Annotated in this window: 16 protein-coding genes and 2 pseudogenes; 7 read left to right on the forward strand and 11 right to left on the reverse strand. The window is 65.3% G+C overall.

The features are described from left to right. Nucleotides 1–2 precede the first annotated feature (2 nt). Nucleotides 3–1,292, reverse strand: coding sequence for a sensor histidine kinase (locus tag ACZ59A_RS09310; protein WP_470955637.1), 1,290 nt, complete (start codon nt 1,290–1,292; stop codon nt 3–5). Nucleotides 1,293–1,457: 165 nt separating this feature from the next. Between ACZ59A_RS09310 and ACZ59A_RS09315 the strand changes: the two are divergent. Further along, nucleotides 1,458–1,623 (forward strand): annotated as a pseudogene (locus ACZ59A_RS09315) (carboxymuconolactone decarboxylase family protein); the annotation flags it as partial. 94 nt (nt 1,624–1,717) lie between these two features. Further along, complete coding sequence (locus ACZ59A_RS09320) at nt 1,718–1,939, forward strand: hypothetical protein (RefSeq protein WP_470955640.1); 222 nt, start codon at nt 1,718–1,720, stop codon at nt 1,937–1,939. A 32-nt stretch (nt 1,940–1,971) separates the two neighbouring features. Here ACZ59A_RS09320 and ACZ59A_RS09325 read toward each other — a convergent pair whose 3' ends face one another. After that, nucleotides 1,972–2,328 carry a hypothetical protein gene (locus ACZ59A_RS09325; RefSeq protein WP_470955642.1) on the reverse strand — a complete coding sequence of 119 codons (357 nt, stop codon included), beginning with the start codon at nt 2,326–2,328 and terminating at the stop codon, nt 1,972–1,974. Nucleotides 2,329–2,597: 269 nt separating this feature from the next. Between ACZ59A_RS09325 and ACZ59A_RS09330 the strand changes: the two genes are divergently transcribed. Beyond that, a complete protein-coding gene (locus ACZ59A_RS09330) occupies nt 2,598–2,744 on the forward strand; it encodes a hypothetical protein (RefSeq protein ID WP_470955645.1) in 147 nt (48 codons plus the stop codon). Nucleotides 2,745–3,981: 1,237 nt separating this feature from the next. Here ACZ59A_RS09330 and ACZ59A_RS09335 read toward each other — a convergent pair. Continuing rightward, the gene (locus tag ACZ59A_RS09335) at nt 3,982–4,881 is read right to left on the reverse strand and encodes a CHAT domain-containing protein (RefSeq protein ID WP_470955648.1); all 900 of its coding nucleotides are present in this window, start codon (nt 4,879–4,881) and stop codon (nt 3,982–3,984) included. 312 nt (nt 4,882–5,193) lie between these two features. Here ACZ59A_RS09335 and ACZ59A_RS09340 point away from each other — a divergent pair, with 312 nt between their 5' ends. Together ACZ59A_RS09340 and ACZ59A_RS09345 are read left to right on the forward strand one after the other, a co-directional pair. After that, a complete protein-coding gene (locus tag ACZ59A_RS09340) occupies nt 5,194–6,180 on the forward strand; it encodes a DUF6414 family protein (protein WP_470955650.1) in 987 nt (328 codons plus the stop codon). 148 nt (nt 6,181–6,328) lie between these two features. Next, nucleotides 6,329–6,572, forward strand: a pseudogene (locus tag ACZ59A_RS09345) (site-specific integrase); the annotation flags it as partial. 40 nt (nt 6,573–6,612) lie between these two features. Here ACZ59A_RS09345 and ACZ59A_RS09350 read toward each other — a convergent pair. Both ACZ59A_RS09350 and ACZ59A_RS09355 read right to left on the reverse strand, forming a co-directional pair. After that, nucleotides 6,613–10,284, reverse strand: coding sequence for a tetratricopeptide repeat protein (locus tag ACZ59A_RS09350; RefSeq protein WP_470955653.1), 3,672 nt, complete (start codon nt 10,282–10,284; stop codon nt 6,613–6,615). Nucleotides 10,285–10,394: 110 nt separating this feature from the next. Further along, the gene (locus ACZ59A_RS09355) at nt 10,395–10,769 is read right to left on the reverse strand and encodes a hypothetical protein (protein WP_470955656.1); all 375 of its coding nucleotides are present in this window, start codon (nt 10,767–10,769) and stop codon (nt 10,395–10,397) included. Nucleotides 10,770–10,871: 102 nt separating this feature from the next. Between ACZ59A_RS09355 and ACZ59A_RS09360 the strand changes: the two genes are divergently transcribed. Both ACZ59A_RS09360 and ACZ59A_RS09365 read left to right on the forward strand, forming a co-directional pair. Next, the gene (locus tag ACZ59A_RS09360) at nt 10,872–11,426 is read left to right on the forward strand and encodes a hypothetical protein (protein ID WP_470955658.1); all 555 of its coding nucleotides are present in this window, start codon (nt 10,872–10,874) and stop codon (nt 11,424–11,426) included. Between the two features lie 23 nt (nt 11,427–11,449). After that, complete coding sequence (locus ACZ59A_RS09365; protein ID WP_470955661.1) at nt 11,450–14,761, forward strand: CHAT domain-containing protein; 3,312 nt, start codon at nt 11,450–11,452, stop codon at nt 14,759–14,761. 173 nt (nt 14,762–14,934) lie between these two features. Here the strand turns inward: ACZ59A_RS09365 and ACZ59A_RS09370 are convergent, their stop codons facing one another. The 6 genes from ACZ59A_RS09370 to dapF all read right to left on the reverse strand — a co-directional run bounded on the left by ACZ59A_RS09370 (nt 14,935) and on the right by dapF (nt 20,032). Beyond that, a complete protein-coding gene (locus tag ACZ59A_RS09370) occupies nt 14,935–16,062 on the reverse strand; it encodes a three-Cys-motif partner protein TcmP (protein WP_470955664.1) in 1,128 nt (375 codons plus the stop codon). Between the two features lie 99 nt (nt 16,063–16,161). Next, complete coding sequence (locus ACZ59A_RS09375) at nt 16,162–16,917, reverse strand: DUF5131 family protein (protein ID WP_470955667.1); 756 nt, start codon at nt 16,915–16,917, stop codon at nt 16,162–16,164. Between the two features lie 303 nt (nt 16,918–17,220). After that, nucleotides 17,221–17,583, reverse strand: coding sequence for a glutamate ligase domain-containing protein (locus ACZ59A_RS09380; RefSeq protein WP_470955669.1), 363 nt, complete (start codon nt 17,581–17,583; stop codon nt 17,221–17,223). Further along, nucleotides 17,583–18,107, reverse strand: a complete 525-nt coding sequence (locus ACZ59A_RS09385) for a C39 family peptidase (RefSeq protein WP_470955671.1) — start codon at nt 18,105–18,107, stop codon at nt 17,583–17,585. Before ACZ59A_RS09385 ends, ACZ59A_RS09380 begins: the two co-directional genes overlap by 1 nt. A gap of 36 nt (nt 18,108–18,143) precedes the next feature. Then, entirely contained in the window at nt 18,144–19,235 is a 1,092-nt protein-coding gene (locus ACZ59A_RS09390) for a D-alanine--D-alanine ligase family protein (RefSeq protein WP_470955675.1), read from the reverse strand. Further along, on the reverse strand, nt 19,232–20,032 hold the full coding sequence (gene dapF / locus ACZ59A_RS09395; protein WP_470955678.1) for a diaminopimelate epimerase: 801 nt from the start codon (nt 20,030–20,032) through the stop codon (nt 19,232–19,234). Before dapF ends, ACZ59A_RS09390 begins: the two co-directional genes overlap by 4 nt. Nucleotides 20,033–20,064 lie beyond the last annotated feature (32 nt).

Genomic DNA, 20,064 nt, shown 5'->3' on the forward strand with positions numbered 1-20,064 from the left:
CGTCACGCCTCGGTTGTGGCCGCTCCCGGCGCCGACATGGGCAGCGCGGCATCGATCCGGAAGCCGCCGTCACCGGTGGGCCCGGACTCGATGGTGCCTCCGGCCAGGCGGACCCGCTCCGTCAGCCCGATCAGCCCATGCCCCCCGCTGGGCAGCAGCGCCCCACCGTCCTCAGACGTCTCGGACGGCCCGTTGACGATCCGTACCCGCAAGTTTCTTTTGCCGAAGACGAGTTGAATGCGCGTCGTGGCGCCCGGGGCGTGCTTGTGCACGTTGGTCAGAGCCTCCTGTACGACCCGGTGAGCGGCCCGCTCGACCGGCTCCGCCAGTGGCTGCGGCGCGCCCTCGACGTGCACGGTGACCGGCAGCCCGGCGGTCCGGGAACCGTCGGCCAGCTCGGCGATCCCGCCGACGGCCGCGCCAGGCTCGTGCGCCGCGGCCCCTGACTCCCCGGCGGCCGGGCCATCGGCCGGACCGTTCCTGAGCAGCCCCAGCATCTCCCGGAGTTCGGTGAGCGCGCGCCGACCGGCCGTCTGGATGATCTGCGCGGTCTCGCCCGTCACCTCCGGGTCGTGAGCGACGGCGCTGAGCGCGTTGGCGTGTACGACGATCAGACTCACCTGGTGGGAGACCACGTCGTGCATCTCCCCGGCGATGCGCCGACGCTCCTCTTCCCGCGCGGCCTCGACGACGAGCCGCTGTTCCCGCTCGGCACGCTCCGCCCGTTCGACGAGACCGGCGACGACGGCGCGCCGTTGGCCCACGTAGAGCCCCAGCAGCAGCGGCACCAGGCAGGAGAAGACGAAGTTCACCGAGAACCAGAGCGCCACTATCCGAAAATCGGACCATGCCGCCGCATCCCAGGGCGCGAGGACCACCAGCCCGATACCGGCCGAGGCCCAGACGGTCCGGCGGCTGTGCGGGCCGCGATAGGCGCCCTCCGCGTAGTAGGCGAGGGGCGTCGCGAAAGCCGAGACCTGGAGAACCTTGGCGAGCAGCCCGACGGCGAGCACCAGCTCGGGCGCCCGGCGCCGTACGAGCAGCGGCAGCGCGCTGACCGCGGCGATCAGCAGGTTCGCCCAGGGAGCGGCCGGTCCCAAGTAGGGGTTCTGGAGATTGGCCCACACGGCGAGCACCAACGCGACGACCGTCAGCCCCAAATCCGCGGCCCGCGCCGACAGCAGGTACGAGCGCGGTACGGGCCGCGCCGCGATGCTCTGCGCCGCGCCCCCGTCGACGGAGGGCAGGAGCAGCGTGTTCCCGAGCTGACGGATGCGACTGGTGGTACTCACCCAGCGAGGATATGAGGCGCCACCGACCCGGATTCCGGCGGAGGTGCCAGGCCAAGCCGGACGCTCCCCCGGTGGGGGGCTGTGTAACGCCAGACCCTCGGCCATGCCGGTGGCCTGCGGCTTCCTGAGACGTGGACCCGTCGGCGCCTATACCTGCGCCCTGAGGAAGAGGTGCTCTTCGGCGACGTCTGGGAACGGCCCGGGCTGTCCCCTCGGCGACCGGAGCCCGGCCACGGTGAGTGTGCTGGCCGCGCTCTACCGCAGTGAGCAACGTGGATACCACCTCGGCGTGGCCCCCGACAAAGGGCTGACCGTGGAAGAGCTGTCGGAGCCCTGCGCCAACCGTTAGTGATCATTTAGTGATCCATTAGCGAGCCCGGGCAGCGTGGTGATCGTCCACGGAAATACTTCGGAGGAGCGAGGATATGCGCAAGAAGCTCAGCAAGGCAGCTGTCGTCCTGGCCGGTATAGCGGCGGCCACCACCATCAGCATGGGGGCGGCGCAGGCAGCGGATGAATACCGTGGCTTCCCCACCCAGCAGGCGTGCATGGACAAGGGGGCAGAGCTGACGGACAACGGTCACACGGCCGGCTACATGTGCAGCGAGGAGAGCGATGGCTGGCTCCTCGAAGTGGGCAACGACTGAAAAACCGCTCGTGATGAGTCGGGATGACTCAATCAGCCGGTCCGGATCTGGCCGCCACGGGATGCCTTGATGAGTACAACGTCATCGGGGCGGAGGATGGATTCGAGGTAGGCGGCAGCGGTCTTGTTGTCGCGGACGAGAGCGGGCAGTCCCAGGTCGGTCGCCAGGCTCGCGAGCCCCGCGTGGAGCGCTCCACGCAGGGTCAGAACCTCATGCTTGACCGCGAGTTTCAGGAGTTCTGTCACCGTGGGCTCCTCGTGCCCGTAGGCGAGCGGGACCCTCCTCGGCGATGCCAGCCGCACCCCCGGGTTGGACCATTCGGTCCCGTCTCCCAGCGCCCAGCCCCCGTGGAGATCCCACTCGACGGGGGCGATGAGCTGTCGGCTCATGGGGACATCGCGGACGCGCGGCACAGCGGCAAGCTCCTACGGGGAGACGCCAGCCTCCCGCGTAGGTGTGGCGCTCACGGCTCGCCATCCTCGGTGAGGACCAAGTCGATACGGGCTGAACCGCGCAGCCCGATCCCGTCCCACAGCGGCGCGATCCCGAGGCGCTGAGGCGGACCCAACAGCGCATTGTCGAGGCCGGATTCCCCCCTGGACGACGCGCTCTGGCTGGCACCAACCGACCAGAGCTGCGGGCCAGAAGGAGGACACCCATGGAGTGGATCGACCCGAAGTACGCCGAGTTGGTCGCGACCATGCGACGGGCCGAAGCGGAGGCCTCCGAACAGGCCCCCTCCGGAACCCGGCCGGTCCGGGGATTCATCGTCCCTGATGCCGATCCCGGCCCGCTGTCACACTGAGGTGCCCGGCGCGGGTGACCGCCGCCGTTGAGGTCAGAAGTGAATGTCAAACGCCCCGGACCATGATCGGTCCGGGGCGTTTTCGCTGGTGCCCCCGGCAGGATTCGAACCTGCGACACCCGCTTTAGGAGTTTTCCCGGGCCAGGACTGTGACCTGCGGAGACGCCGGGTGTGGTGCGTCTGGCCTGGGAAAATATCCCTCCGTAGTTCTCACGTGTTCACGGGGCTTCTCGTCCCCATGTGTGCTGGATCCGTTCCGAGTGGGCGCCGATCTGACGGCATGGGGTCAGCCTGCATCGGGTCGGGTATAGCAGTGTCGCTCTCGAGGAGGATGCGGTAGACCTGGGCGCCCGTTCGACCTCTGCGCCGAGCAGCCGGCGGAGCGCGGGGCGGCTCGGTGACCTGGTCGCCGGTACTGTTTCAGGCGCTCCGCGAAGCCTGCCACTATTTGGTCACGAAGCAATAACACGACGAGTTTTGGCCTGTAGAAGTCGAGCACCACAGCGAGCATGGGAGGGGCGGTAGCTCCGGACGGTCCGACACACCACCGGGGAGCCGTGAGGGGCGGTACCCGGGCCACGCGGTACGCGACCTTCAAGACGTCAGAGACTCGAATACAGCACCGAGAAGCGGCGTGCGGGCCTGGGCTCTCGACCAGACCACCAATTCAGGTGGTCGGTCTGAGCCTGCCACGCCTCCGAACCGACCACCTTCTTAAAGGAAGGCGAGACAGTTCGGATGGAAACGGTCGGTTGGGCAACCGCTACGGTTGCTGCGCTCGGTGGGTGTGTCCTCGTACTGGGGTATGTCCTGGATCAAGTCCCGACGCTTGTCGATAAGGCCGTACGCGCCATCGCTGCGGTGCGCCGACTGCGTGATGAGTGGCACGGGAAGTGAACGCCGTACCTGGTCAGCGCCACGTGGCTTCGTACTTCATTTCACTCGGCGACACCTCGTGCTGGACCATCCGCTCAAGCCTCGCGCCCGCATGGGAGTGGAGACGGTGCTTGCTGCCGGGGTGCTCTGGACCGTGCCCTGCCACTCATGCGGCAATTGGGGCGGGGCGGTGACCGGGGGTTTTCCTGGCAACGTATGCGCTGACCAGTGAAAACCACTCTCGGTAGTTCTCATCGGTTGGCGTAACTCCCCAGGCTCATGTGCCCTGGATGTGCCCTCACGCGGGTAGTCCACCAGTCGCAACGGCTGAAGCGTCGCCCACCGCGTGGCACACGGCCGGTCACTGAGGCGGCTTGACCAGGAAGGTGGTGCTGGGGTCGACGTCAGGGGCACATTCGAGGGTCGGCAGTTCGTGGTCCGGCAAACCAGCGAGTTCCACGGCCGCTCGGCCCAGGTTGTGCGCTGCCCGGACCGACTGGCCGTCGGCTACAGCGGCGTAGAATCGAGCGGCGTACGTGATCGCGTCGCCGTCGCCGATCTCGTCCGCCATGCCGATGGCGAAGGGCACCGTTTCGACCAAGTTCTTGGTCTGGGCGGCGGAGTGGAAGGAGTTCAACAGAACCAGCAGCGGCGGGTCGTCGGTGGCCTTGATGGCGCTTGCGAAGGCCCGATCTGTAACGATCGCGCCCTCGTGAGGCTCATCGAGGTCTTGCTCGAAGAGGATCAGATCGGTGTCACTGTGGCCGGAGAAGTGCACCACGTGGGGACGGAACCTGGTGAGGCCGTCGAGTAGATGCCCTGTCGTAGCGGCGGGGTGGACGTCCAGCTCGACGAGGTCGCGGTGTAGAGCTCTTTCGACCGCTGTCCGGATCCGTGCCTGCTCGCGGCTTACCCGCAAGTCGCCCTCCGATGCGGCACCCAGCATCAGCACGCGCAGCTTCTCCGGCTTCGGCTTCCGCAGCTGCCGCAACGCGATGCTGACCTGTTCTTCGGTCGCAGCCAGGCGGCCCTGGATCTTCTTACGCTCGGCCGTGGCTCGGAGCTCGGCCTCCTTCTGCTCACGCTGACGTGCTCGCTCGGCTGCCTGCTGCTCGGCCTGCTCTGCCTTGGCCAGCTTGACCTGCAGGTCTGCTGCTTCTTTTCCGTACTTCGCGGCTTTGGTACTCCAGGACGCAGCGTCACGAGCCGCAGTGTTCACCTGGTCCTCGTACTGGTCCGCTTCCCGGAGCTTGCTCCGCACCGTGCTGGCGTTCTTCGACTTTGCGGCAGAGGCGCGAGCTGTGGCACGAAACCTCAGCCGACGACAGTCAGCCACGACGGCGGATGCAAACGCCCGACCAGGCGCGTGTATGCCTCGCTGCACCCCCAAAGACCTTAGCCACGCTGCATTGCTATCGACCAGAGCCAGCCGCGGAGGCTGGCGCGGTGCAAGGAGCTGTCCTGAGGGCACTCCGTGCCAAACGTCCCGCACTTGGTGCCAATGTTCGCTATATGCGCCATTGCAGACGCATCTGTCCCTTACGATGTGGCCCACTCTAAGAGGAGGGTGCGAATGATACTCCGCGAGTTCCTGTACGTAGACACTGACAAAGTCAGGGCAATGCTGGCCCAAATTGACGGAGGGATCGCAGAAGAATCGCGGGAGACCGAGCGCAAAGAAAAAAGGACAACTGTCGGCCCGCGGGTCGCCGGGCAATATTTTCAAGGCTCTGGAAGTGAAACATATACCAATAAGTCTCTGGGTGACGCATTGTTTCCGATGCTCGAGCAGGCCCTAGAGTCAGAGTCGCTGCTTCGAGATATATCGGAAGAAGTCCGCGAGCCCGGACAGTGGAGCTCCGGCGAACTGAAAAGAAGACTGCCTGTAGGGTCCCTGGTCAGAGTTACAGCCATGGGTTCGCTGTTTGATACTCGCTACGCGACTTCGGCATTCTCGGCCTTTGGTTCCGTGATGGTCGGATTGAACGACATGGGGCATCTGCCGGTCGTCAAGCAAGCAAGTCAAAGCAAAGCGAAGCAAGGAGGACAGCAGGGGCGTACGCCTAAGCAGAAACCAGCAGACGGGCCAGCCGCGCTGGAAGACTCAATCCCTGACTTCCCTGACATTGGCGGCGCGGACGGGAGAACCCTGAGAGCCTTCGTGCGCATTTCCAAGGGTGTCTTTGCGCCTGGCCTTCACGTGAACCTTACTCCAGCGAAAGGCGTCCTTATCAACTCGCGCCTCCAAGAAGGGCGCCAGTACTTGGACAGTGAAGCAGACGTCCTGTTCGCTCGATACGGGACGGAGCAACAGGAGTGGACAGTAGTTGGCAGCATTGGCAGCTACGGCACAGAGGAAACCTCTCTACCTGACATGAATTTCTACAATGCAGACGGAAGTCTAAACAGGGCGGAGTTTGCGGAGACCATGAACGCGCAGATGCGAAACCTGGGACGCTTGGGATTCATTGATCTCCCGCAGCATCCCGGCTTCTCGCTAATCCCGTTTGCCGTGTATCGAGCCATTCCTCGGAGTGTTGTAGTTGCACTTGCCGATTGACGCGAATAATTTCCGCCGCGCCCCGTGAGCGGGGCCGCGCATGGGTATCCGGGATCCCCTCACCACGCAGCACGTGAAGCTTTTAGACACCGCGCCCCGGTTTCTGCCGGCGAGGGAGCCGCGTGCTCCATCTCTAGGTGCACGCTGCCGCCGCCGCGCGGTCGCACTGCCCGCCATGTGCGTCGCTCCGCTGCGCTGGCATCGGATGCGGCAGGTAGACATCCGGGAGCGGGCGGGGGAGTGGTGGCAAGGAAACGGCGGGCAGGTCTTCACCCCCCCCCCGCACCGGTCGCCAGGTCGAGCTGCGCAACATCTACCGGTCGTTCACCCGAGTCGCCGCAGGCGTCGGGCTCCGGGTGATCCGGCTGCACGACGCCCGGAATGGCTGCTCTGTATGAGTAAGGGCTGCCGAGCCTTCGATGTGATCCCTGGCTAGGAATCGCCATCGTCGGCACGCACAGCCATCAGCACCCGTTGAAGCGCGCTGATGCGCGGATCACCGTCAGACCGGGTCGTCAGGGCGCCCGCCAGCAGAGCTTCTAGCTCTTTCTGCGCGGCGCGCGGCTGTTTGGCTTCCCATAGTAGTTGGGCTCGTCGGTAGCGTAGGTCCCAGACTGAGTCGTGGTCCGTGCCACGTGTGCGTGCCCAGCTCTCTGCCACTTCCTTGAAGTGTTCGGCGCATTCTGCTGGCTGTCCCGCCCGGCTCAGGCCCTCACCGAGACTCTTGCGTGCTACCAGTGTCTCCGGGTGATCGGGTCCCAGTACGCGCGCTCGACGCTCCACGGAGTCACGGAACCGAGGAAGAGCTTCGGCGAGTTTTCCTTGATTGCCCAGCGCCATGGCCAGGTTATGGTTCATCGTGATGGTCTCCGGGTGGTCGTCTCCGAGGAGCTCTCGGCATACGTCCAGCGCATCGCGGTACTCCGCCTCTGCTTCGGAATATCGTCCTTGCTCGACCAGCAGGAAGGCGAGATTTCCCCAGATGGACTGGGTCTGTCGATGGTTGCGCCCCAGGACGCGGGTGCATACGGACAAGAGCTCGCGGTATGCGACCTCGGCTTCGGCAGTGGCCCCCCTATCATCCAGGATGCGGATGAGCGACAGTCGTGTCGTGAGCGTCTCGGGGTGCTCAGGTCCGAGCTTGCGCTTCTGGATTTCCAGGATCGCTGAGTGTTCCTTCTCAGCTTCGTCGAGCTCGCCTTGAATGCGCATGACGACAGCAAGGTTATGGCGTAACGTCAGTACCAGAGGCTGGTCATTGCGGTGTTTGCTGCTCGCGTCTCTGAGCGCCTCGTGATACACCGCCGCTGCTTCGTCAAGCCTTCCGAAGTCCTTCAGGGCTACCCCGAGACTATTGCGTGCGGTGATCGTGTCGGGGTGTGAGGGGCCAGACCTCTGCTGTTCCGCATTGGCGATGTCTCGCAGTTGACGAATGGCCTCCTGCGGCCGTCCACTTGCCTGAAGCACCGCTGCCAGATCATGTCGGACGTCCAGGCGTCCACCGTCCTCCTCCGGCAGAGCATTCAACGCTTCTGACAACTGTTCCTCGGCCTCAGCGAGGCTTCCCTGTTGCTGCAGGAGTGCGCCCAACGCCGCCCTGACACTGACGACGTTACGGTGCGAGCTGCCGAGAACGCGTTCCTGAAGAGCCAGAACTTTACGCATCTCAGACACCGCGTCGTCTCTGCGCCCGACGCGTCCCAAGGCCATCGCCCACTCGAAGTGGGCGTTGAGCGTGACTGTGTGCAGCTCCCCGTGGCGTGAGGTTGCTGCGTCCAGGAGCGACCTGTACTCCGATTCTGACTCGGCCAGTTCGCCCAAGAGGCGTAGCGCCGCAGCGTGACTGTTGCGGCCTGCCAGCACACTGGGGTGGTCCTCGACGAGTTGCCTCTTCTGCGCATCGGTCAGCTCCGCGAAGATCGTCGCAGCGCTCTTTGCATCGAGTTCCCCTTGCCGCATGAGCAACATTGTCAGGCTGTGGCGTGCCTCTAGCGTTTCGGGGTGATCGGACCCAAGGATGCGGGTCCGTGCGTCAAGCACCGTCCGGATCTCGGCTTCCGCTGCGGTTAACTCCTGGCGCAGAATAAGTGTGATGGCCAGGTTCGTGCGAGTGATCAGTGTGGACGGGTGCTCGGACCCGAGAACCTCTTCCTCTAATTTGAGAATTTGGCGGAAGACCTGCTCGGCACGCTCGTTCTCCCCTTGATCGCGCAACGAGATCGCGAATTCGTGTTGGGCTTCGAGGACATCGGGGTGCTTCTCTCCTAGCTCGGCTCGCAGCCCTTCCAGGGTCTTCCCTCCCTCATCTGCTGCTTCGTCGAGGCGTCCCATGCTCCTGATACAGATCGCGCGGCCGTGCCTTGAACGCAGCGTAGTGGCCGCCTCCGCGCCGAACAGCAGGGTTTCGTGGCGAATCACCTCGTCATACTCGCGCTCCGCGTCCGCAAGCTTTCCTCGCTGACATGCCACTCTCGCCCGTTGATAGCGCACAGACAGAGTGGTGGGATCATCCTGTCCGAACTCCTTGACGCAATCCTCCACAATGTGGTCGAGTTCGGCCTCCGCCGCTTTGAGATCGCCCATCTGCTCGACCGCAACCGCGCGATGCCTGCGGATGTTCACCTTGATCCAGGGGGCAGCCTCCGAGGCGATGGCGCGCTTCAATGCTTCGTCCGCCATTGCACAGGCTGCCGCATACTCGCCTCGGAAGTGCAAATAGGACACGGCAACCCCGGCGCCGATCAACACCCCGGTCAGGCGGTCATCAGCTGCGGTGCCCCATCGCGGTAGACGCTGCATCATGACCTGCCAGTGAGGGGTGAGCCCCTGCCAGGCTGGCCAGGAACTCGGATCCCGCGGATTCTCCCGATAGGGGGTAGCCGCCACCAGCAGGTCGGCAGCCGACTCCCACACCTCTCTGTAGTCCACGGGCTCTGCCAGGAGTGGAGCGGCCGATACTTCGGCCACGAGCCGGTGGATTTGGTACGCCGGTTCCGTCGAATGCGTGTCGACCCCAATGAGGCCGAACCTGCGCAGGCCGCTCAGGGACGTTCTGATCGCGCGAGGCTGAACGTTCGCGGGCCACATCTTTAGAGCGGCGACCTCGGATGGATCGAGCAAGGCGTTTGGCAGAGGTGCGGTAGGGGCGAAGCAAGACAGCAACTGCAGCAAGCCGCGGGCATGCGCCGTGCCCTGCCGTTCGAGTAGGGAGAGGGACAGCTCCCACGTACCAGCAATGGTCCGGCGGGCCCGTTCCTCGTCACTGCGAAGATCCCCTTGCACACCCTCTGTGGCGTCGTCCAAGAACATCGGAGAATCCCCGAGTGCGTCGATGTACTCGACGAAGGTCTCTGCTTCAGCCAACGGATCGCCGTGCGCCATGTCCAGGTACGTACCCGCCAAGTGCAGTGCGAGTGGCAAGGAACCCAGCCGGTCGGCCAGAACCCTGGCGGAGTCTGTATCACCCGCTTCCGGAGCCAGTTCCTGGAGAACTCGACCTGCGATTTCGCGTTCCAGAACTGTCAGTCGGTGGAAGTGAGCGATTCGGCTGCCCCAGGATCGCTCGTCGCCGTCGCGCGTGGTGACTAGGACACCGTGTGAGGCGCCGACCGGGGGTCTGGCCCAGCCCGTGGCGTCGGCGAGCGCGGCGCCCGGGCAGGACAGCACATTGAGATCATCGGCATCGTCGAAGATGAGTAGCCACGGACGGTCCAGGATCGCCAGGTGGCGCCACACCAAGTCGGCTGCGGGCCGTCCGCCCTTCTCCCACGCATGGGCGACGTGCTCGGCCGAAGCCCCAGCGAGAAGAGCTGCGTGGCGCATCCCGTCAGCAACAGCCGCTGCGGATCCGGCCCGGATCCAGAAGACCTCGACGCCGGCCTCCTTGGCCCGCTGAGCAGCGCTCAGGGCAACCGTCGTCTTGCCCACCCCGCCCATTCCGGATAGGACTTGGATGCGCGGATAGTTCGCCGCGTTGGTCTGCGCGAGAGCCGAGAGGGTTCCGTCTCGGCCCAGTACGACATCCGGAAGTCTGCCGTAGGGAGCCTCCACCGACCCCAGTGCGAGCAGTTCCTGGGTGCTGGGGGTGGGGCTGGTGAGCCCCACCCCCATGTTGATGATGGCACCGCGGAGGTCCGCTCCCGGGGCGTTTAGGCCCGTTGAGCCGATAACGCTATTCGTCGTCGTGCCCCGAGTGGGCTCGGGCGGGTTTGCAGTCACTGCTCTTGCTCGGAGCGACCGAAGGACATGTTGATCGCGCCGTTGAATGTCGCACCAGGCGCGTTCAGGCCGTGGGAGTCACGCACGGTGTTGATGGTGCTGCCCGGTGGCCGGGACAGTAGGGACTGCAAATCCTCCAGCTCGCCCCGGAATTCCGGGTCTGCTGCCGCTTCGCGACGCAGAGCCTCGCTCAGTACGGCGACAGCATCCGGATCGTCGGTGCCTTGCTCCTCCAGCGCGGCAACGGTCCGGGCGTCGCTGGAGAAGCGCGTTCGGAGACGCTGCCAGAGGTCCGTGACGACACCCTCACTCAGGCTTCCACTGGCGCCACCTAGTGCCGCCAGCGCCAGCTCGGAGAACGCTAAGTCCATGTTGCCCCCAGGAGTTACACACATCATCGTGCCTGGCGGCCACTCTAGTGGCGTGAAGCTCAGCGTCGACGCGTTGTGCCCTGGGCGTGTCCGTTGGAGTACATGGAAACAGTTGCCCATCTCGTGCAAACACACCCGCGCAACGGGCCGGAGAGCCAGAATTGGGTCATGTTGAGTCGAGGTCATTTGGAAAAGCGAATCCGAGAGCTCTCCGACGAAGTTGCCATCCGGGCACTCTCCGTAGTGGTGGAGGAGCGTGGACTGCTGCCCGTTGCTGTGCAATGCCCATGGAATGGCTCGGAGTTGAGGGTCGCGCCAGACTCCGAGGACTTGGAGGCGTACCTACGCCCAGGGCAACCTAAAGGTACGGACGGAGAGTTGGCGCGGGCTGCGCTGGAATACGTAGCTACCTTGGGTGACGATGCGGCGTGTACGGTCAGTGAGGCGATCGAATACGCGCAGTCGCCGATGGAACGCTTCGACCCGGTCGCGCTCTCGGTCACCGTACTCGTCGCCGTGCTCCTGCAGACCGAGGTCGTGGTGAAGCGGGATACGCGCGGCAGGTGGAGCTTGACTATCCATAAGCGGGCCCTGCGGGACGCTGCACTCGGCCGGGTCTTCGCGGCCCTGCTCTCGCGAATCACTAGCGGAAAGTAACCGGCGGACCAAGGACGGGGCGGGTGGCGGTTTCAACGAGGGCGCTCTACGCGTGGCGCTGCGATGAATGCGGCCGGGAGTGCGGGGCTCCGGTATGGCGCATCGTCGATGCCCGTGAGCGCGCTGATGTTCTCAAGAGTTTCGGCCCGGGCATGTCATGGGTGGACTGCTCCGGATGCGGGGCGAGGGCGTATATCGATGCGCCACTCCTGGTCCTTCGCCCCGGTGCAGTGGCACCGCTACTGCTCGCACTTGCTGTTGCAGAGCTTCAGGACGATCCATCGCAGATTGCAGCTTCCCTTCTGGAGGAGGCCGAGCAGGCGGGGGGATTCCGCGGCGACGCCCTTGTCGGGCAGCCCGTCCTCCTACCTCGTAGCCTGCTTCCGGTTGTCCTCGCCCGCGATCTCGCCCGGGACTTGGCTGCCCTTGAGGAGGCATACCGACAGCTGGAGCCAGAAGGGCTGCCGACGGCTACCAACTACAGGTTCTTCCTCCAGTACCTTGCGGAGGAGCGTGACGACACTCGGGTGGCCGAGCTGTTGCGCGCTGTGGCGATAAGTCCGCCGGACGAACTTGCCGAACTCCTCCGTACACACCCGGAGTTGTGCAGCAGTACGAGGGTGCGTGATGCCGGGCGTGAGGAACTGCGTGCAGCCGTCGGCTCCCCTCTCGAATCGGTGTTACGCAGCCGCCAGCGGCTCCTGGAGGAGCTTTGCGACGGCCGCACGCCTCAGGGTGTGGCGGTGCACCGCTACTTCGAGTCCCTGAGCCAATTCGGCGGCGATCTGCGCGCACGGCTGGATGAGATGTACGTAAGAGCGTGCGATGCCGATGGCCCCGAGGGCATTCTGCTGGCCCGCGAGGCGATGCTACTCGCAGCTGATCTTGGCGAGGAACAGGCGGAGACCGAGCTCGCCGCCAGGCTCGGCGAACGCCAGGTGGCTGCTGCCCGTGCTGGTCTCGACGCCAACCTGTCAGAGGCGCACCAAGTCCTCGAACACGCAATGAGTCGGCTGACTGAGGGCAGTCTGCAGTGGGTGGAGGTGGCGAACAATCTCGCCAGCGCGCACTACTTCCGCGACGACGGCGACAGGCTGGAAATTTGGGAGGCGGCCCGCGACCTGCTGGCGCGCGCGAGCAAGCTGGACCGCCACGAGTATCCCGAGTACTGGGCACGAATCCAGACCAACTATGGCCTGTTGCTCGGAGAGCGGCCGGGTGGGGGGCCCACGGACCTCACCCTCGGTATCGACCGGATCAGGGCCGGGCTGGAGGAACGGTCCCCAGAGCGCTCCACGGTCAATTGGGCGTACTCCATGGTCAACCTTGGTTTGCTGCTATACCGACGTGCCGAGCCGGAGGATCTGCGACAAGCAGAGCTGTGCTACCGGGACGCTCTCCACCACCTCAGTCCTGATGACGACCCCGCACTGTGGTCACATGCACAGTGCAATCTGGCCGACCTGCTGCTGGGCCGAGATCCCGCGGACGCCCACGGCGCCAGGGCTGCGGCGACCGCAGCGCTCGATCTGGCCGCGACGAACCCCGGCCTACTCGACATCGGCCGCATCACGTGGTTGCTCGCCCAAGCCAGTGACCAGCTCGACGGCCCGGATAGTGTCGAGAGCATTCGGCTGCGCCGCGAAGCCCTGGCCGCCGCACCGCCCGCGGTCTCACCCTCCCTGCACCTCAGCATCGCTCGGGAGCTGGTCGAAGCCTACGCCTCTGCGGAACGCTGGACGGAGGCAGCCGATGTCGCATCCGACATGCTGACCGCCGTGAACGTCCTCTACGACGCCCAAGTCACTGTCGCAAGCCGCCGAAGCGTGCTGGTACAGGTGGATCGACTCGCCCGCTGGACCGCCTTTCTGTTGGCGCGGGCGGGCCGTCCGGAGCGTGCGGTGGAAGCCGTCGAACGCGGACTTGCCTGTGAGCTCTCGGTCGTGGCCGGGCGTGGAGCGGCAGATCTGGAGGCACTCGAACGCCTCGATCCTGTCACGGCCCGCCGCTACCGGCTGGCGCGAGCCCGATACCGATCCTCTGTCGTGGAACCGTCCGCGATGATGCCCGGTGGGCTCGACTCCATGGTGCGCGTGCAGGCTGAGGCCGAACGCTTCTTGCGCACGGTGGTCGGAGAGATCCAAGCGATCCCGGGTTTTGAGGATTTCCTGTGCACCTCCGAATTGCGGGACATCGTTCGGGCTGCTGGCGGGCTACCGCTCGCGTACTTGGTCAACGCGCCCTGGGGGAGCTACGTCCTCGCGATCCCTAGTGCGCAGCCCACAGTGCGCGCTGTTTATGTCCCCGAGGTAAGCAGCGTCACTCTCCTCCACCTGCTGATCACGGACCCGGACGACAACACCGTAGGACTGTGGCTAGCGCAGCAAGCCTCAAGACTGACTCGTCGGCGTCAGCTCCCGGCGGCCCTGGACCGTCTCAAGGCTCTCGAACCGCTCATGTGCCCGCTCGTGGAGCTACTCGTGGACGATTCCCGGCACGAGGCGGTTGTTGTCCCAACCGGCTTGCTGGGCTTGGTTCCCTTGCATGCCGTGCCACTTGGGCCAGGGACGGAAGACATGGTCGACGACGTTGGCACTTTGATCATCTCGCCGTCTGCGGCGGTTTATGCTGCTTCCCGCTCCAGGGCTGCACGGCTACCGGAAGCGGCGCCGAGCCTAGTGGCAGTTGCTGACGCCGACGGTTCGTTGCCCGGCAGCCGCAGTGAACTCGCCGAAATCCTCACATTGTTCGAGCCATGGGGTGAGGCCAGCTGTGCGGTGGGGGCCGAGGCCACCGTGGACTGGGTGCTTGATCACCTCGCTGAGGCGACATATCTGCACCTGAGCTGCCACGGTAACGCCGGACTTGACAGTCAGGGCGGATCGCTGGCGCTCGCCGACGGTCGGTTGGACATGAACTCCCTTGTGCGGCATCAGCTCCCTGTCTGCAGATTGACAGTTGCCAGTGCCTGCCAATCGGGTCACTACGAGATCATCGAGGCTCCCGATGAGTTCCTCGGTCTCCCGGCCGGCTTCCTCCAGGCGGGGGCGGCCTGCGCAGTGACCAGCTTGTGGCAGGTGGATGACATGGCGACCGCCCTGCTGATGACACGCTTCTACGAGCTCCTCTCCCTCGCCCACGCCCCAGTACCGGCTCTCCGCCGGTCGCGCAGGTGGATGCGCCGACTCACGTGGGACGAGCTTGCGCAGTACACGGACTCTCACCGGCATCTGGCAGCCCTGTGCCAGCAGTACGCCGTTCACACGATGTCGACGAACGAGCGCCCGTTTGCCTCCCCTGTCTACTGGGCTGCGTTTACGGCGTGGGGGGTATGACCTCCGCCGGAGGGAAGGGACGGAGCCACCGGCTCACTGCGGGGCCAAGCGCGAGCGGGCGAGAACCTGCGAAAACGCAGCAGGCCGTGTTGGCGCATGGGCTTGATCTGCCGTGCTGGTGTTCGCTCCAATGAGGCGGCACCAGCACTTCCCCGCCGATTCGACGAGTTGGTTCACCAGAGGGTCCCCTGTTCCACCGGCGGGCTGGTGTTAGGCAGGCTCTTCGTGAGGGTCACCAGTGTCTTGGCGTTGATGGCACGAGGCTCCGTCGCTACTGCGCCTGCATCGCGCAGCTGGCGCACGACCTTGATCACTTGGGTTGGCCGGTAGACGGTTTCCAAGAGTGTGTATCGCTGGAGCTCCGGTACGACTCGCCCCTCGGACGACTTGGCTATGTAGTCCTGCAAGATCCGTTGCAGGGGAGCCGTGTCCGGTTCGAGTTCCAGCTCCAGCATCTGCTGTTGCGTGTCCTTGGGGTCGCGGTAGCGGACGCCGTACGAAGGATCGACCTTCCACATGGCATCCTTCATCTTCTCCAGCCCCCTCTCGTGCTGGGTGCCGAAGATCAGGTAGAGCATCCTGCCGCCCTCGTCGACCATCTCGAAGTACAGCGTGTGCGAGAAGCCGGCCTGGCGCAGGGTCTCCCGGTACTGCTCGCGCAGGAAGGCGAACTTTCGTGATGAGGGTTGCTGGAAGACTGCCCGCCAGTTCTGGTTGCCGAAGGCTTGGTCGCCCCGCTGACGGTGGCCGTCGTGGTTCTGGGCGAACCGGGTGAGGAAACTGGGCTCGAAGGTCACCATCACTTCGGTGCTGCGCCAGCGACCCAACTCCCGGAGCAGCGAGTACGGAATGTCTGGCCCCCCGAAGCTGTCCAGGAGGACGAACAGGGGCTGCCCTAACGAGCCGATGCTCTGCAGCTTTTGCAGCAGAGCTGGGTGGAAGTCTCCCTGCCGTATATTGACCGCCAGCCGTTCGGCGATACGGTCCGTGTGTCTGGAGCGGGCGAGCGTCATCTGGAGCCCAAGCACCTCAACCCGCCGAGGGTCCTCTTCCATGAGGATGACGCGCATGCGCTTCGGGAACCTGTCCAGAGCGCTGGCGAAGACGTCGTAGGCGATCACGGGGGAGCCGGGTTCGCCTTGCTTGTAGATCCCCGCCCCAGCGAAGCCTTCGGCGTAGGTGATCACGTCGTTTCGTGACAGCAGAATCGGCGCCCACGCCTCCAAGTACCGCTTGAGTAAGTCATGCTTGGCGGCCGTGTGCGGATCACGTTCCCACACGGCATCCTTCGGCACGGCCATGACCGCTCCCCCACTCCCGTACGGTCTCGCTGGGGAGAGGATCACACACCGTGGCCATGTGTCACCAGAGTGCGTACGGCGCCCGATGGACTTTGGCCGCTACTGTGCTGTCGCCGGAAGTCGGGGCGGCATCTCGTCCCATGTGACTCCGGCGAGTTCACGGCCCCCCGATTTGGGTGTGCGGCCGCCCCATTGTTTAAAGAAGAAGGGCACGTCAGCGTTATTACAGGCATCGCGGATCTCGACTAGCCACTCCTCCAGCACGGGGCGATGCTGGGGGCCGGACTCTCCGCCTGCGATGACCCAGCCGATTCCGTCCAGATGTATACCGGTCAGAGGGCCGAGTAACGGCTCGCAGGACAGGAAGCGCACCGCGGCAGGAACTTGTCGCAGGTCATCGACGCGATCCATATGATCCGCGTTCTCGACTGAGACTCCCATCCACAGGTTGGGGGGCCAGTCGAGTTCGTTTGCCAGCCGTCGGAGTCTGCGGGCCCGCTTCGTCAGTAGCTGGTAGGTGTGTTGCGGTGTCTCGGCGATCACCTGGAAGACCTGCTTTACGAAGTCCAGGGGAACCTTGGCGTGGAAGAGATCGCTCATAGAGTTCACGAAGACCATGCGAGGGGTCTTCCACTGGCGTGGGATGGCCAGAGTGTCCGGGTGCAGGGTGAGGCCGAAGCCTTGGCCGGAGGTCCTGGGGTCCCCGTCTACCTGATACTTTGCGGCCCCCATGGCCTTCAAGCGTCTGGATAACGTCAGGGCGTAGCAGTTGTCGCACCCCGGGGAGGTGCGGTCGCATCCTGTGGTGGGATTCCAGGTCGCCTCAGTCCACTCGATCGTGCTGCGATCGCCCATTGGTCCCCTCCTGGCGCTGTGGGCAACGGCTACCAGTGCTGTCCACTCGGCGCATCGACTGCGCTGCCTAACGAGCGACGTGCCGAACTGGCACGCGACCGTGCCCATCTTTCACGTCGAACTCTTGTTCTGTGAAGAGGGTGCGGGAATCAGCTCCGAGTCACCCTGGAGCCCGCTGAAGCGGTCCAGGTAGACCGAAGCTAATCACCACGTCGTCGAGCGGCGGCCAGAGGGAGCGCCTTGGGCGTCGGCTATGACAGTCGAACGCTGCTCTGGATGGTCTTGAACCCCCACAGAGGCGGCTCACAGGCCCGTGACGGGCTGCCCGGTGAGTGCTTGGGCGATCTGCCAGAGCTGACCGCCGCGGGACGCCTTGACGAGTACAACGTCATCGGGGCGGAGGACGGATTCGAGGTAGGCGGCAGCGGTCTTGTTGTCGCGGACGATGCCGACCTCGGGAACCCCTGCCGCGCCTGCCGCGAGGGCGAGCTGTTTGGCGAGGTCACCGCCGACCGCTAAGACGAGATCGACGCCGGCTTTCGCCGCGATGCGTCCGATCTCGCGGTGGGCTTCGACTGCCTCGTCGCCCAGTTCCAGCATCTCTCCGAGTACGGCGATCCTTCGGCCGCCTGCGGCCTCGGTGGGCTCGCCGTTCGTCTCGGTCATCAAGAGTCTCCGTTGTGAGTCAGGGGCGCGAAGGTGATCGCGCGGCTGGTGTAGGAAGGGGACAAGCGACTGAGAGGGATGCGATCGTGCGTCTGGCCCCAGGCCGACGGGTCCCGGAAGAGGATCGTCGGGTCGGGGCCGTCCTCGTAGCCGCGGAGGATGACGAGATGACCGCCTGAACGGCCGTCGTCGGGGAACTGCTCGGTCACCGACACGATGAGCGGGGCGTCTTCGAGGCGGCCGAGCAGTTCTTCGACGGGCACGGACTCTGCGTGAGCGGGTACTCCCAGGTCGGTCGCCAGGCTCGCGATCCCTGCGTGGAGTGCTCCGCGCGGGGTCAGAATTTCGTGCTTGACCGCGAGTTTCAGGAGTTCCGTCACCGTGGGCGCCTGATGCCCGTAGGCGAGCAGGATCATCCTGAGCGATGCCAGGCCGCACGCCCGGTCGGACCATTCGGTCCTGTCTCCCAGTGCCCAGCCCCCGTGGAGATCCCACTCGGCGGGGGCGATGAGCTGTCGGCACATGGGGACATCGTGGACGTGCGGCACAGCGGCAAGCTCCTACGGGGAGACGGCAGCCTCCCGCGTCAGTGTGGCGCTGGAGAACGCGGGAGCGGGCAGGGGCACATCGTATGGCGGGCGGGCCAGGGCCTCGTGCAGCATCGCCAAGACGACATCCGTGTGCGTGAGCCCGATCATCGCCGCCCCTACCGCGAAGTTGCTGTCACGGGACATGCCCGGAGTGCTGTTGACTTCCAGCACGTACGGCTCGCCGTCCTCGGTGAGGATCAAGTCGATACGGGCTGAACCGCGCAGCCCGATCCCGTCCCACAGGGTCCGGACGTCCCTGGTGATCCTGTCCAGCACCTCGGGCGCCAGCTCGGCGGCGCGCACGGTTACGGTGCCCCTGGAGTCCGCGTCGATCTTCGTATCGGCGTCGTAGAACTCGGCTTCGTTGGCTTCGGTGACCAGCGGCGGGAAGACGATGACGGAGCCGCCCGGAAGCTCCAGCAGCCCCACGGTCAGCGGCATGCCGCTCACATAGTCCTCCACGAGCACGGCCGCGCCCTCATCGACGGCAGCCTCTGCCAGGGCTGCGGGCAGCTCGGCCCGGCTGTGTACGAGGCTCATGCCCACGCTGGACCCACCAAACGGCGGCTTGACCATCACGGGGCGCCCCTTCCAGGTCGCCGGGCCATCGGTCCAGACATGCCAGCCAGGCGTGGGTACGCCGAGGGTCAGCATCACCCGCTTGCAAAGGATCTTGTCGGCAGCCACCGCGGATGCCCCGACCCCGCTGCCGCAGTAGGGCACGCGAAGGTAGTCGAGCAGGCCCTGCAACCGGCCGTCCTCCCCGTACGGTCCGTGAAGGTTGGAGAGGACCACGTCGTACCCGACCAGATCCATGATGAAGTCCGGTTCGCACGGGTCCAGCACCTTCCAGCGGGCGCCGATCTCCTCCAGCGCCCCGGCCAGGGCGGTTACGGACCGCTGTTCGACGGGGCACTTCGCGTGGTAGAGCCTGTCCTCGGCGGACACGGGCCCGTAGATCAGGGCGACACCGAGGCCCTGACGGCTCCGTCCCCACTCGCGAAGGTCCTCGGCGGCCTTCCGTACCGCGGGAGCCGAGCTGGGGCTGAGGAAGAGAGTCATGCGAGTACCCCTTCGAAGGTGTTGGTGACCGGACCGCCGACCCACTGCGTGCGGTTCGGCCGGGCGTCGTGTGGCCGGACCGTGAGCGGCTCCCCGGCGCGGTTGTGAACGGTGACGGCGCGGCGAGCGACGAGCCCGCGCAGGGTCGCGACGACGACGGCCGCGACAGCCCCGCTTCCGCACGACAGGGTTTCCGCCTCGACGCCGCGTTCGTAGGTACGGATCTTCAGCGCCTGCTGGCCGCCGGATTGAACGAAGTTGACGTTCGTGCCCAGCGGGGCCAGATCGGGATGGTGACGGATGATGCGACCGACCACTGCCGCGTCGATGGCGTCCACGTTGCCCACGATGGCTACGACGTGCTCCGTGCCGGTGTGGGCGCTGTCGAACCAGGTCGGTCTGCCGTTGATGACCGTTTGTAAGCGCCGGGGGAGGATTTCGTTCACCTCGACCGTGACCCACACGGAGTCATCCGACACGACCGCCTCGTGCACGACTCCGGCCATGTGGAGACTCATCTGCTGGAAGCCGTGATCGCGGCGAGCGGCCCAGGCGGAGCATCGCAGGGCATTGCCACACATCGTTGCGATCGACCCGTCCGCGTTGAAGCAGGTGACGTCGAGAACGGCGGGGTCCTCGCTGACCAATCGGCTGAGGACCAGCCCATCCGCGCCTACGCCGGTACGTCTGGCGCACAGGCGCTCGGCCTCCTTGGGCCAGTCCTTGTCGTCGTCCGGTTCGTGGCCGGAAAGCAGGACGAAGTCGTTTCCCGCTCCGTGGATCTTGCGAAAGCGCATGACAGTGCTCCTCGCGTGGTGAGGTGAGAAGG

The organism is Streptomyces sp. NPDC040405 (assembly GCF_055595765.1).